Consider the following 12,975-nt stretch of genomic DNA (forward strand, 5'->3'; position numbering starts at 1 on the left):
TCGCAGCGTTGGACACTAGAGCAATATGCTATCGAAGGGGTGATTCGGATGGTAAGAACACATATGGTCGTCGCGGGGGAAACGTTGCCGGACTTGGCATTGCGCTTCTATGGTGACGCGGGTCTACACCCACTGATCGCCACCGCCGGCGCGATCACCGACCCCGACACCCTCGATATCGGGCAACAGTTGATCATCCCCGCTTTCACCAGGTACGAGGCCGTCGCCGGAGATACATTGCCGGACCTGGCATTCCGGTTCTACGGCGATGCGGGACTACACCGACTGATCACCACCGCCGGCGCGATCACCGACCCCGACACCCTCGACGTCGGGCAAGAACTGATCATTCCCGAGATCACGAGATACAAGGTTCGCGCGGGGGACACGGTGCCGGACTTGGCGTTGCGCTTCTACGGCGACCCCTCCTTCGCCCCGTTGATCACCGCCGTCAACGACCTCGCCGACCCCGACGCCATCGGCGCCGGAGAAGTACTGGTGATATTCGCCGGGCGCAGCGACGGATTCGGACTCACGATCGTGGACCGCAACGAGAGCGACCCTCGTATGTGGTACTACCGGTTCCAGACCAGTGCGATCGGCTGGAACCCAGGGGTCAACGTCCTGCTCCCCGACGACTACCTGACCAGTGGACGCACCTACCCTGTTCTCTACCTCTTCCATGGCGGCGGCGAGGACTTCCGCCAGTTCGACTTCCTGGGTATTCGCGACCTGACCGCCGGTAAGCCGATCATCGTCGTGATGCCCGACGGCGGGCGCGCGGGCTGGTACTCCAACCCGGTCGGCTCGTTCGTCGGCCCACGCAACTGGGAGACCTTCCACATCGCCCAACTGCTCCCCTGGATCGACGCGAATTTCCGGACCTATGCCGAATACGACGGCCGCGCGGTCGCCGGGTTCTCGATGGGCGGCTTCGGTGCGCTGAAATACACGGCCAAGTACTACGGCCACTTCGCCTCGGTCAGCAGCCATTCCGGCCCGGCCAGTCTGCGTCGCGATTTCGGCCTGGTCGTCCACTGGGCGAACCTGTCCTCGGCCGCTGTGGAACTGGGCGGCGGCACGGTCTACGGCGCGCCGTTCTGGAACCAGGCCAGGGTCAGCGCCGACAACCCCATCGAGCGGATCGACAGCTACCGGAACAAGCGGATCTTCCTCGTCGCCGGCACCAGCCCGGACCCGATCGACTGGTTCGACAGCGTCAACGAGACCCAGGTACTGGCCGGCCAGCGGGAGTTCCGCGCCCGCCTGCGCGACGCCGGGATCCCGCACGAATGGTACGAGGCGTCCGGCGGTCACGTCTTCCGGCCGGAGATGTTCACCATCGACCTCGACGGCATCCTCGCCCGGCTGCGCCCCGCGGCAACCGTCTCGTCCTCGAGTGCGCTGCCGGGGGCTGCGTGAACAACCGTGTCACTCGAGGGAGCCGCACCGATCCGGATCCGGCTGCGGGGTCGCGCTACGCGCCGTATCCGCCGTCGATCCTCAGCACAGCACCGGTGACATAGGAGGCCTGCGGGCTGGCGAGGAAGACCACGCCTGCGGCGATCTCCTCCGGCCTGCCGTACCGCCCCATCGCCGTTGTCGGAAGAAACATGGGTGCGGCCGGGCCGTCGGCGGGGTTCATCTCGGTGTCGATGAACCCCGGCTGGATGACGTTGACCGTGATGCCCCGGTGGGCCAGATCGCGGGCCGCGCCGCGGCTGTAGCCCTCCAGGGCCGACTTGGTACCCGCGTAGTCGGTCATCCCGGGAAAGCCCACCCGCGTTCCCACCCCCGAGCTGATACTCACGATCCGCCCGCCCTCGGGCAGCAGCGGGAACGCCGCCCGGATCGCGGCCACCACACTGGTGTAATTGATGGCGAGTTGGCGATCCAAGGCGGACTCGTCGACATACTCGCCATCAATCGGGCCGCCGACGGTGACGCCCGCGTTGTTGACCAGAATGTCCAGCTTCCCGAACCGCTGAACCACACTGTGGATCAGGCCCGCCGCCTGTGCCGCGTCCGACTGGTCGGCACGGAAAGCCTCCGCGCGGACGCCCTTCGCCTCCAGCTCGGCGACAACGGCCTCGGCCTGATCCGCCGAGGACGAGTAGCTGATCGCGATATCGGCTCCTTCGTCGGCCAGCGCCAGCGCCGACGCCGCCCCCATTCCCCGCGATCCGCCGGTCACGATCGCCACTTTGTTGTCCAGCTTTCTCATGTGCTCCCACTTCCTCGAGCGCGCCGTGCGACGAAGTTCTTGACTGTACGGTCCACAATATGCCCTTTATGGACCAGGCAGTCAAGAACCCGTATCCTGGTTCGCATGGCACGTCCGCGAGCGTTCGACGAGAAGCAGGTGCTGAAGGCCGTCCGGGAGCAGTTCTGGGACGCCGGTTACGCCGCGACCTCGCTGGAAGACCTGATGCGGGTCAGCGGACTGGGCAAGGGCAGCCTCTATGCGGCATTCGGCGACAAGCGTCAGCTCTTCCTCCGGGCATTGCAGAGCTACACCGACGACAACCATGGCCACCTTCGGAAAGCCCTCGCCGAGGCCCCACGGGCCGTGGAGGCGCTACGCCTGCTCCTCGAAGCACCGATCGACGACCCGACCGGCACCGATACGCGGCGTGGCTGCCTGATGGCCAACAGCACCTGCGAACTCGGCAACGCCGATCCGGAGGTCCTCGTCCACGCCCACCGCACCTACGAGACCTCCACCGCGCTGATCGGTGACTGCGTCGCCCGCGCCCAACGCGAGGGGGACCTGCCGGCCGGAGCGGATCCGATCGCCCTGGCGCGAGCCCTCCTGGCCGCGCAACAGGGAATCGTGTTCATGGGCAGGACCGGACTGGACAGGGCCACACTCACGGCCACGGCACGATCACTCGCGGCTCAACTCCTGCCGGACCACTCCAGCGACCGAATCGACAGGTGCTGACGGTCCGTTCGCATCGCCTGTCCGATACTCGGGCACCGCGCTGTCCGCGCCCGGTTGACGACCCGGCCATCCGCGTTGTGCGGCGACCACCGGGCAATACATGCCCGTGTGTCACGTTGCCTCCGAATTCGGGATGCTCTCATGAGTCGCCGCGGCTCGCTTCGATTCCTCCGGCGGCGCGGTGCAGGGTGGCCACCAGAGTCGGTAACCGATTCGGGCGATAGCGGAGCGAAAGCATGGACACCGACAGCCCCGCCAGCGCGGTCCCGTCCGCGTCCCGCACCGGAACCCCGACCGCGACCACTCCGCGTTCCGACAGCCCGTCGTTCAGCGCGAACCCCGCCCGGCGCACTGTGGAGAGCTGGGTGCGCAGACTCGGCAGATTCGGCCGTTCATCAGGACGTTCCGCTAGCGCGCCTCGTCGTAGAGTTCGTCCAATTCGGCTGCGCCGAGCTCCGCCAGCAGTACCAGACCGGCGGTCGTGCGATGGGTGGGGAACACCATCCCCACCCGCAGCGCCTGCCGGCACTCGACACTGGCTATGAACCGCGCCGTATCCCCGGCCCGGATCGTCAGGTTCGCCGACTCCCCCACCAGATCGACCAGTCGTTGCAGATGAGATAGCGCAGCCGCCCGGAGCCGCGATGTCCGGGACTGCGAGTGCGTGGCCAGCTCGAGGACCGGGCCCGGGTGGTAGACCCGCTGCTCGTCCTGTACCGCGAAATCCCGGTACACCAACGTCTGCAGCAACCGATGCGCGGTAGACCGCGCCACCCCGAGCCGTTCGGCGACCTGGCTGACGGTCAACCCGCCCTCCAGCTGCAGCATGACCGCTGCCCGCAGCGCGTGCTCCGCGCTGGTCACAACGTATGCCGGTGGTGTCTTCGGTTCCGTGTTGCCCATCTGTCCGTTCTGCTCTACAGAATTATCTGTTCTGCTGAATCGACACGGGCCACTGTAGGCGATATGAGCACGACTGACACCCCCGTCCGGCTGCGGGCGGTCGCGGCGCCGGACCAGCCGGACGTCACCCCCGCCCTCGAGGAGCTGTACCGCGGCTTCGAACAGGAGCTGCTGGTTCCGCTGTGGACCGAGATCGGCGATCTGATGCCGGCGCATCCGCGGTCGCGGGCGGTGCCGCATCTGTGGCGGTGGGAGAATCTGCTGCGGCTGGCGGCGCGGGCGGGCGATATCGTGCCGGTCGGTCGCGGGGGTGAGCGGCGGGCGATCGCACTGGCGAATCCGGCGCTCGGTGGGCGGCCGTTCGCGACGCCGACCTTGTGGGCCGCGATCCAGTATCTGATGCCCGGCGAGGATGCCCCGGAGCACCGGCACACCCAGAATGCCTTCCGGTTCGTGGTGGAGGGGTCGGGAGTGTGGACCGTGGTGGGTGGCACCGGGAACACCGCCGACGGTGACGCGGTGCCGATGCGACGCGGGGATTTCCTGCCCCAGGCCGGGTGGAACTGGCATGCGCACCACAACGCGACCTCGGAGCCGATGGCCTGGATCGACGGACTGGACATTCCGTTCCAGTACGTCGTGGAATCGCAATTCTTCGAATTCGGGCGCGCGGAGATCGGCGACGCGGAGCGGATTACGCCGGAGCGGTCGCGGTCGGAGCGGCTGTGGGGGCATCCGGGGCTGCGGCCGCTGTCGGTGGGTGCGGTGGCGCCGGGATCGCCACTGCTGGCCTACAAGTGGGAGCACACGGATGCCGCGTTGCATGATCAGCTGCTGCTGGAAAAGGAAGGGTACGGCGGCACCATCGAACCCGGACACGCGGCCGTGCGGTTCTCGAATCCGCACGACGGCACCGATGTGCTGCCGACCATACGGGCGGAATTCCACCGGATCACCCGGGGCGCGGAGACTGCGCCGGTCCGGGAGACAGGGTCGTCGGTCTATCAAGTGTTCGACGGGTCCGGCACGGTGACCGTCGGAGACAAGAGCTGGTCGGTTACCCGCGGTGACCTGTTCGTCGTCCCTTCGTGGGAACCCTTCTCCGCCAGATCGGAAGCCGGTGGCACCGACTCCGATTCCGGCGCCCTGGACCTTTTCCGTTTCTCGGACGCGCCCGTTTTCGAGGCGCTCCGGCTCGACCGTCAGGAGATCACCCGATGAAACTCGCCACCCTGCGCGTCGACGGCGGCACCCGCGCGGTGCGCCTCGACGGTGACACGCTCGTCGACCTGGGCTACGACGACCTCGGCGCGCTGTTCGCCCGGGACGACTGGGCCACGATCGCGGCCGAGGCCACCGGGCGGACCTGGCCGGTGGCCGGCGCGGATTTCGCGGCGGTGGTGCCGAACCCGTCGAAGGTGATCTGCGTCGGGCACAACTACACCAACCACATCAAGGAGATGGGGCGCGAACTTCCCAGCTACCCCACGCTTTTCCCGAAGTTCGCCGACAGCCTCATCGGGCCCCACGATCCGATCGTGAAACCGGCCGAGACCGACGCGCTGGACTGGGAGGTCGAGCTGGTGGTGGTCGTGGGCAAGCCGGTGCGGCGGGCCACCGAGGCCGAAGCCGCGGACGCCATCGCGGGGTTCACCGTGATGAACGACGTGTCGGTGCGGGACTGGCAGTTCCGCACGATCGAATGGACGCAGGGCAAGATCTGGGATTCCTCCACCCCGGTCGGACCCTATGTCGTCACCCCGGACGAGGTCGGCGGGGTGCGGCCGGCGCTCGAGGTGGAGACGCTGGTCGACGGGCAGGTCATGCAGCACGACGACACCGGGACGTTGCTGTTCGACCCGGTGCGCCTGGTGCAGTACGTATCGACGGTGATCCGGCTGAACCCCGGCGATCTGATCGCCACCGGCACCCCGGCCGGGGTCGGCCACGCCCGGGACCCGAAGGTCTACCTGGCCGGCGGGGAAACCGTGGTGACCCGGATCGCCGGGCTGGGGGCCTGCACGAACAAGGTCGTGAAGGCCTCGTGACCGGGCGGACACACGCCGACTCGCTGAAGTGGGCCGAGCATGGGACCGGCCTGTTCGTCACGCAGGCCGCCCTGCTCGACGACGAGTCGATGTCGGCGCCGAGCAGCCTGCCCGGGTGGACGCGTAAACATCTGGTGGCGCATGTCGCGGCCAATGCCGAGGCGCTCGGGAATCTGGTGTACTGGGCCCGCACCGGCGACCGCACGCCGATGTATTCCTCGCCCGACCAGCGCAATGCCGATATCGAGTCGGGCGCCGCGCTGGCCGCGGACGAGCTGATCACCTGGTTGAACGAGGCGGTGCGCAAACTATCCGTCGCGATGGAGGCGCTGCCCGGGGACGATTGGCACAACGAGGTCGTCACCGCGCAAGGGCGGGCCGTCCCGGCCACGGAGATCCCGTGGCTGCGGGCGCGCGAGGTGTGTATCCACGCCGTCGATCTCGGCACGGGCACCACCTTCGCCGACCTGCCCGACGCGTTCCTGTCCGCGCTCGTCACCGATATCCGGGGCAAGCGCGGACTCGACGAGATCCCCGACGGCCCGCTCCCCGAGGTCACCGCCTACCTCGCCGGTCGTTCCCATTCCCTCGCCGGCGTCCCCGACCTCGGCCCCTGGTTGTAGAGGAGGCTCCTCATGAGCACCCCTGACGTCGTCATCGTCGGCGGCGGTATCGGCGGGCTGAGTACCGCTTTCGCACTGTCCCGGCTCGGCCTGCGGGTGCGGGTCCTGGAGCAGGCGAAACAGTTCGGTGAGGTCGGCGCGGGTATTCAGCTCGCGCCCAACTGCACGCGCATCCTCGACGACTACGGTCTGCTGGACGAGGTGAAGGCCCGCGGAGTCGTGCCCGACCGGATGGTGATGCGGGACGCGGTCGACGGAAGCGAACTGACCTCACTCGACCTGCGCGATCTGGAGCGCGAGTACGGCTTCCCGTACCTGGTCATCCACCGCAGCGATCTGCACGCGCTATTCCTGGCGGCCTGCCGGGACGCGGGTGTCGAACTGCGCACCGAACAGCGCGTCGTCTCCTATACGCAGGGCGATGGGAAAGCCGGTGCGACAACGCGGGCCGGTGCGGTCCACGAGGCGAATATCGTGATCGCGGCCGACGGATTGCATTCCGTCGCGCGCACCCTGTTCACCGACGACCGGCCGGTGTCCTCCGCCTATGTCGCCTACCGCGGTACCGTACCGATCGCGGAGGTGGACCGGCCGGTGGACCTCTCCGAAGTGGTCGTCTATGTCGGTCCGCACTGTCATTTCGTCCACTACGGGTTACGCGGCGGCGATCTGCTCAACCAGGTGGCGGTGTTCGAATCCCCGAAGGCCGTGGCCGGTCTCGACGACTGGGGCACTCCCGACGAACTCGACACCGCCTTCGCCACGACCTGTGATTTCGTCCAGGACCGGCTGCCACATATGTGGCGGGACAAATGGTGGCGGATGTACGACCGCGACCCGATCGGCACCTGGGTCGACGGACGGATCGCGCTACTCGGCGACGCTGCCCACCCGCCGCTGCAGTACATGGCGCAGGGCGCGATCATGGCGATCGAGGACGGGTGGGTGCTCGCCGAACACGTGCGGCGTCTGCGGGACGCCGACGGGGTCGTCGACTGGGCGGGGGCGCTCGCGGCGTACGAGGCCGTCCGGCCGGAACATTGTCGGCGCGTGGTGCTGACAGCCCGGGCCTGGGGTGAACTCTGGCATCTCGACGGGATCCGGCGCGCGCAACGCAATGTGCTGCTGCGGGAGCGCGCGGTCGGCGACTACTCGTTCACCGACTGGATCTACGGTCCGACGGCACTGTTCCCCGCGGACGAGCCCCCGATGTTCGAGCCGATACCGCTCGACTCGGCCGACCGGGTGGGTGCCGGGCCCGCGTAGTCGCCCGGTATCGAGGTAGCGGGCGACTACGGTTCCGGATCACCCAGCGGCGGATATCAGCTGACCTGACGGCCGCGGCCGCTCCAGTACGGTGCGCGTAGTTTGAACTTCTGTAGTTTGCCGGTCGCGGTCCGGGCCAACTCGTTGCGGAACTCGACCGAGGTCGGCGCCTTGTAGCCGGCCAGGCGCTGTTTGCACCAGGCGACCAGTTCGGCTTCGGTCGCATTGCTCGCTTCGGCGTCGGGGGTCAGCACGACCAGGGCTTTGATCGTCTCGCCCCACTTCTCGCTCGGTACCGCGATCACCGCCACCTCGGCGACGGCGGGATGAGAGAACAGGCAGTCCTCCACTTCGATCGAGGACACGTTCTCGCCCCCGGTGATGATCACGTCTTTTTTGCGGTCGGCGATGGTCAGGTAGCCGTCGTCGCCGAGGACGCCGCCGTCGCCGGTGTGGAACCATCCGCCCGCCAGCGCGGCCGCGCTCTCCTCGGGGCGGTCCCAATAGCCCTCCATCACCACATTGGACCGGGCCAGCACTTCGCCCGAGCCCTCCTCGGGTTCCTCGGACCGCAACCGGACGCCCAGGGCTGGGACTCCGGCGCGGGTCAGCTTCGCGGCCCTGGTCTCGGGATCGAGGTCGTCCCATTCGGCCCGGGAGCGGTTGACGGTCAGCAGCGGTGAGGTCTCGGTCAGGCCGTAGATCTGGATGAACTCCCAGCCGAGTTCCGCTTCGACGCGGGCGACGGTTTTCGTCGGCGGCGGCGCGCCGGCCATGATGATCCGTACCCGGTCGCGGCCGGGGATCTCGCCCTCCCAGCTCTGCGCGGCGTCGAGCACCGCGGCGGCGACCGCGGGCGCCGCGCACAGCACAGTGACGCCGTGATCGCGCACGCGGCGCAGAATCTCGGCGCCGTCTATCTTGCGCAGGACGATGTGGCGGGCACCGACGCCGGTCATGGCGAACGGCATGCCCCAGCCGTTCGCGTGGAACATCGGCAGAGTGTGCAGATATACGTCACGGTCGCTGATCGTGGCGTGCAGGCCGAAGGTGACGGCATTGACCCAGATACTGCGATGGGTGATCTGCACTCCCTTGGGGCGGGCGGTGGTCCCGGAGGTGTAGTTGATGGTGGCGGTGGCGGATTCGTCGGGTTGCCACGCCCGCGGTACCGCCCCCGGGGCGGCGTAGAGGTCGGTGTCGGTGCCCAGCACGAACTTGTGCTCGCAGTCGACCTCGCCGAGCGAGTCCGCGAGTTCCGGGTCCACGTACAGGGCGCGAGCCCCGGAATTCTCGACGATGTAACGCACCTCGTCCGGGCGCAGGCGGAAGTTGATCGGGACCAGCACCCGCCCCCAGCCACTCACCCCGAAGAAAGAGGTCAGCAGCCGACTCGAATTATGGCCGACCAGCGCGACCCGCTCCCCGGCCTCGATACCCAGTTCGTCGAGGCGGGCGGCCTGTCTGCGGGCAAGGTCGGCGACCCGGGAATAGGTCATCGAGCCCTGGCCGGGCGCGGGCTGGGCGGGTTCGTCGACGATACCGATCCGGTCGCCGTACACGGTTTCGGCGCGATCGAGGAAATCGGAGACACTGAGCGGGACGAACATGGTCCTCCTACGGATCCTGCGTGCGCCGGGAGGCGATTCTGCGGCCCTTCCGGCGGTCCGACGATTGTCTCGCCGAACCGGCCGTAGCGGGCCGGAATTCTTACGGCGGTCCATCTGCATGGTGGCGATCGCCCCCGAGGGGGATCAGCCGTCGCGCTGCGCGAGTGCGTGACGTGCTTCCTCATGGAGTACGTCGAGCAGTTCCTGTTCCAGGGCCACGAACTCGGGCGTCGTGATCATCGACAGCTCCCGGGGCCGCGGCAGATCGACACGCACCTCGCGGCGCACGGTGGCCGGGCGCGCCGACAGCACGATCACCCGGTCCGACAGGTACACTGCTTCCCGGATGTCGTGGGTGATCATCAGCACCATCCACCGGTACCGCTGCCAGACCTCCTGGAGCCACGACTGCATCTCGGTGCGGGTCAGCGAATCCAGTGCGCCGAAGGGCTCATCCAGCAGCAGCAGCTCGCGTTCCTGGACCACGGTCCGCAACAATGCCGCCCGCTGCCGCATACCACCGGAGAGCTGGGACGGGCGGGCGTCCTCGAATCCGGACAACCCGAAGACCGGGAACAGTTCGCGGGCCCGGCGCCGGGCCTCCCGCTTCGGGACGCCGTGCACCTGTAATCCCAGGACGGTGTTGTCCAGGACGGTGCGCCACGGGAACAGCAGATCCTTCTGCGGCATATAGGCGCAATGCAGTGCCGTCGGCTCACCGTCGCTCGTGCCGAAACGGATACTGCCCGAATCGGGGGTCTCCAGACCGGCCAGCATAGTGAAGACGGTGCTCTTGCCGCAGCCGCTCGGGCCGATGACGGAGACGAACTCGCCCGGCTGCGCGGTGAACGACACACCGCCGAGGACCTGCCGGTCGGGGCGGCGTGCGCCGGGCCGCGGAAACGATTTGGTGAGCCCATCGACGACGATCCGGTGCCCGCGCGCCTCAGTCATGCCGACTCCTGTTCTCCGCGCGGGACCACGGTGCGACGAGCCGTTCGATCGCGAAGGTCAGCAGATACAGCGCGATACTGAGCAACGCGGTCACGAATACCGCCGCCAGCACCAGATCGGTGCGGAAAGAGTTCTTCTGCAGGTTCATATAGATGCCCAGGCCCTCGCTGGCGCCCACGTATTCGGCGAAGACCGCGCCCACGACCGCATAGGTGATCCCGATCCGCAATGCGGTGAAGAATCGCGGCACCGCGGACGGCAACCGCACATAACGGAACACTTGGACCCGGGACGCCCCCATACTGCGCAGCAGTGCACCTGCCTCGCGGTCGGCCGCGGCGAATCCCTCGATCAGCCCGATCGCCATCGGGAAGAAGGTGACGAGTGCGACGACGAGCACTTTCGGGAGCAGCCCGAAACCGAACCAGATGATCATCAACGGCGCTATCGCGATGATCGGCAGCGTCTGAGAGGCGACGAAAAGCGGCACGAACGCGCGCCGCAGCCAGGGTGAGAAGTCGACCACGACGGCCAGCAGCCAGGCCAGGCTCAGCGATACCGCGAACCCGACCAGTGTCACCTGGAGGGTGGCGGCGGCGTGGACCCCGATCTCGTCGCGGTGCGCCCACCCCTGCGTCACAACCCGCGCCGGCGACGGCAACAGTTGCGGGCGGATACCGCTGGCCTCGACATAGACCTGCCAGAGCACGACGAGTAGCGCCACCGTCACGATGGACGGGAGTGCCCAGCGGAACCCGGTCGATCGCCCCGGCGCGGTCCGGGCGGCCGGATCCGGCGGGGCCTCTCGTGCGGAGTTGTCAGGCAGCGGCGAGGTAGTCATTGGTGAAGTAGCCCGACCAGTCCGGTTCCTTCGTCAGCGGGGCGCCGTCGGGACCGGTCAGCAAGCCCTTCTCGTACAGGAAACCGGAATTCGCGGCCCACCGCTCGCGGGTCTGGCCGCCCACCCGGCCGTCGGGGCCCTTCATGAACTGCTCGGCCAGCATCCGCTGACTCTCGACCACCAGGCCCTCGTCGTTGAAGGCGCCGGGGTTGGCGGCGAGCAGGTCCGCCGCGGCGGCGTCCGGGTCGTCCGCGGCGAACTGGTAACCGCGCTGCAGGGCCTGCACGAACTTCCGCGCGCGGTCGGGGTCGGCGGCCAGCCAATCCTGGTTGGCGTCGATCACTATGGCGTATGCGTCCGGGAAACCGAAGTCGGTGTAGCGGAAGTACCGCATCGGCGTGCCGTGGTGCTCGGCCTCGATTCCCTCCCAGGCGAGGTAGGAGACGGTGAAGTCGGCTCGGCCCGAGTAGACGGCCTCATAGGCCGAAGTGCCCAGGGTGACGGTGGTGAATTCCCCACGGCCACCGTCGTTGCGGATCACCTGCTGGAGGGCTTCGACCTCACCGGGGTCGCCGAAACCGGCATAGGTTTTGCCGTCCAGATCTTTCGGCCGCGTGATGTCGGCGCGGTCGGCCTTCACTCCGATCCCGGTCGCCCAGTGTTGCAGCGGTGCGAGCACGGACAACGTATGCGCTCCCGACGCCCGTGCGAAGGTCGACGAATTATGGGTGCTGATACCGAATTCGGCATTGCCGGCATCGATGACCGTATCGACCGAGGTGTTGTTGTACGGCAGGATCTGCACATCCAGACCGGCGTCGGCGAAGTAGCCGCGCTGTTGGGCGACGAACAGCCCCGTGTGGTTGGTGTTCGGCGTCCAGTCCAGGGCGAAACGGATGGTTTCACCGTCGCCGGGCCCCGCGGTGCAGGCGGTGAGCGCGGACAGCGCCGCCACGGTCGCGACCACGAGCGCGAGGACGCGGCGCAGGCGGCCGCTCATGCGGTGTCGATCGAGCATGAGCGAGGGCCCTCCGTGGTCACGCTGCGCTGCCGCCTCCGGGCCTGACTCACTCATGCGGCGGGCCAGGGCTGCGGATGCAGGGCGGTATCCCAGAACATCAGCTCGTACCGGGTGGCCACGGTGAACGCTGTCACCATCGCCGCGCGCTCCCGCTCGCTCGCCGCCTCGGCTGCCGCGTCGACGAATGCCCGGGCCGCGGCCGCGGACTCCTGGAACTCCGCGGCGCCGTAGGTGGAAACCCATTGGGCGTACGGGTGGCCGGGGTCGGCTGCCAGGACCGCGGCCGCACTCACGGCCAGGTCACGACCGACCTCGGCGTAGATCCAGAAACACGGCAGCGCGGCCGCCGCGCCCACCGCGTACGACTCGGTCGCGGCGGCGGCGATGAGGTAGGAGACGTATCCCAGGCAGGCCGTCGACGGTTCCGGCTCGCCCTCCCGCGCGGGGAGGCGGCTGTCGCCGAGCAGGTCGTGGTGCAGTTCCGCCTCGACGGCGACCGCCGTGGCCGCCGAACCCGCCCAGAAGCGCGCGGCCTGCGCGTCGGGAGATTTGGCCGAGAGCAAGGCCAGCACCTTCGAATAACCGGCGAGATACAGCGAATCCTGCTCCACGTAGGTACGGAACACGTCGACCGGGAGGGTGCCGTCCCCGAGCCGGCGCAGGAATTCGAGATCGTCGATGGCACCGCGCAGATCTTTCGTCCGATCCCAGAGGTGTTCGGTGAATCTGCCGGATTCGGTGGTGTACGCGCGTGAAGCCAAGACA

Annotated in this window: 14 protein-coding genes; 6 read left to right on the forward strand and 8 right to left on the reverse strand. The window is 68.0% G+C overall.

Annotated elements, in window-relative coordinates:
- Positions 1-48: 48 nt before the first annotated feature.
- Positions 49-1,422 (forward strand): alpha/beta hydrolase-fold protein, encoded by a 1,374-nt coding sequence (locus tag NGR01S_RS03585; protein ID WP_063034701.1) that lies wholly within the window; start codon positions 49-51, stop codon positions 1,420-1,422.
- 55 nt (positions 1,423-1,477) lie between these two features.
- On the opposite strand, the gene NGR01S_RS03590 is transcribed toward NGR01S_RS03585, so the two are convergent.
- The gene (locus tag NGR01S_RS03590; protein WP_063034702.1) at positions 1,478-2,224 is read right to left on the reverse strand and encodes an SDR family NAD(P)-dependent oxidoreductase; all 747 of its coding nucleotides are present in this window, start codon (positions 2,222-2,224) and stop codon (positions 1,478-1,480) included.
- 105 nt (positions 2,225-2,329) lie between these two features.
- Between NGR01S_RS03590 and NGR01S_RS03595 the strand changes: the two genes are divergently transcribed.
- Positions 2,330-2,944, forward strand: a complete 615-nt coding sequence (locus tag NGR01S_RS03595) for a TetR/AcrR family transcriptional regulator (RefSeq protein WP_063034703.1) — start codon at positions 2,330-2,332, stop codon at positions 2,942-2,944.
- A gap of 139 nt (positions 2,945-3,083) precedes the next feature.
- On the opposite strand, the gene NGR01S_RS31880 is transcribed toward NGR01S_RS03595, so the two are convergent.
- Entirely contained in the window at positions 3,084-3,296 is a 213-nt protein-coding gene (locus NGR01S_RS31880) for an IclR family transcriptional regulator domain-containing protein (RefSeq protein ID WP_218020708.1), read from the reverse strand.
- Between the two features lie 56 nt (positions 3,297-3,352).
- Positions 3,353-3,847 (reverse strand): IclR family transcriptional regulator, encoded by a 495-nt coding sequence (locus tag NGR01S_RS31885; RefSeq protein WP_218020709.1) that lies wholly within the window; start codon positions 3,845-3,847, stop codon positions 3,353-3,355.
- 63 nt (positions 3,848-3,910) lie between these two features.
- Between NGR01S_RS31885 and NGR01S_RS03605 the strand changes: the two genes are divergently transcribed.
- From NGR01S_RS03605 to NGR01S_RS03620, 4 genes are read left to right on the forward strand one after another with little or no spacing between them, the layout of a single operon-like run.
- A complete protein-coding gene (locus NGR01S_RS03605; RefSeq protein WP_063034704.1) occupies positions 3,911-5,068 on the forward strand; it encodes a cupin domain-containing protein in 1,158 nt (385 codons plus the stop codon).
- A complete protein-coding gene (locus NGR01S_RS31890) occupies positions 5,065-5,895 on the forward strand; it encodes a fumarylacetoacetate hydrolase family protein (protein ID WP_063034705.1) in 831 nt (276 codons plus the stop codon). The genes NGR01S_RS03605 and NGR01S_RS31890 overlap by 4 nt, the downstream gene beginning before the upstream one ends.
- Positions 5,892-6,518, forward strand: coding sequence for a maleylpyruvate isomerase family mycothiol-dependent enzyme (locus NGR01S_RS31895; RefSeq protein WP_063034706.1), 627 nt, complete (start codon positions 5,892-5,894; stop codon positions 6,516-6,518). The genes NGR01S_RS31890 and NGR01S_RS31895 overlap by 4 nt, the downstream gene beginning before the upstream one ends.
- A gap of 12 nt (positions 6,519-6,530) precedes the next feature.
- Entirely contained in the window at positions 6,531-7,784 is a 1,254-nt protein-coding gene (locus NGR01S_RS03620; RefSeq protein ID WP_063034707.1) for an FAD-dependent oxidoreductase, read from the forward strand.
- Positions 7,785-7,840: 56 nt separating this feature from the next.
- Here the strand turns inward: NGR01S_RS03620 and NGR01S_RS03625 are convergent, their stop codons facing one another.
- From NGR01S_RS03625 to NGR01S_RS03645, 5 genes are all read right to left on the reverse strand, one after another.
- Complete coding sequence (locus NGR01S_RS03625) at positions 7,841-9,394, reverse strand: AMP-binding protein (RefSeq protein WP_063034708.1); 1,554 nt, start codon at positions 9,392-9,394, stop codon at positions 7,841-7,843.
- A 144-nt stretch (positions 9,395-9,538) separates the two neighbouring features.
- Positions 9,539-10,348, reverse strand: a complete 810-nt coding sequence (locus NGR01S_RS03630; RefSeq protein WP_063034709.1) for an ABC transporter ATP-binding protein — start codon at positions 10,346-10,348, stop codon at positions 9,539-9,541.
- The gene (locus NGR01S_RS03635) at positions 10,341-11,189 is read right to left on the reverse strand and encodes an ABC transporter permease (RefSeq protein WP_084480327.1); all 849 of its coding nucleotides are present in this window, start codon (positions 11,187-11,189) and stop codon (positions 10,341-10,343) included. The genes NGR01S_RS03630 and NGR01S_RS03635 overlap by 8 nt, the downstream gene beginning before the upstream one ends.
- Positions 11,167-12,189: an ABC transporter substrate-binding protein gene (locus NGR01S_RS03640; RefSeq protein ID WP_063034710.1), complete on the reverse strand. Its 1,023-nt coding sequence runs from the start codon at positions 12,187-12,189 to the stop codon at positions 11,167-11,169. Before NGR01S_RS03640 ends, NGR01S_RS03635 begins: the two co-directional genes overlap by 23 nt.
- Positions 12,190-12,260: 71 nt before the next feature.
- A complete protein-coding gene (locus tag NGR01S_RS03645; RefSeq protein WP_063034711.1) occupies positions 12,261-12,971 on the reverse strand; it encodes a TenA family protein in 711 nt (236 codons plus the stop codon).
- Positions 12,972-12,975 lie beyond the last annotated feature (4 nt).

Origin of the sequence: Nocardia grenadensis NBRC 108939 (genome assembly GCF_001613445.1) — a bacterium.
GTDB lineage: Bacteria > Actinomycetota > Actinomycetes > Mycobacteriales > Mycobacteriaceae > Nocardia > Nocardia grenadensis.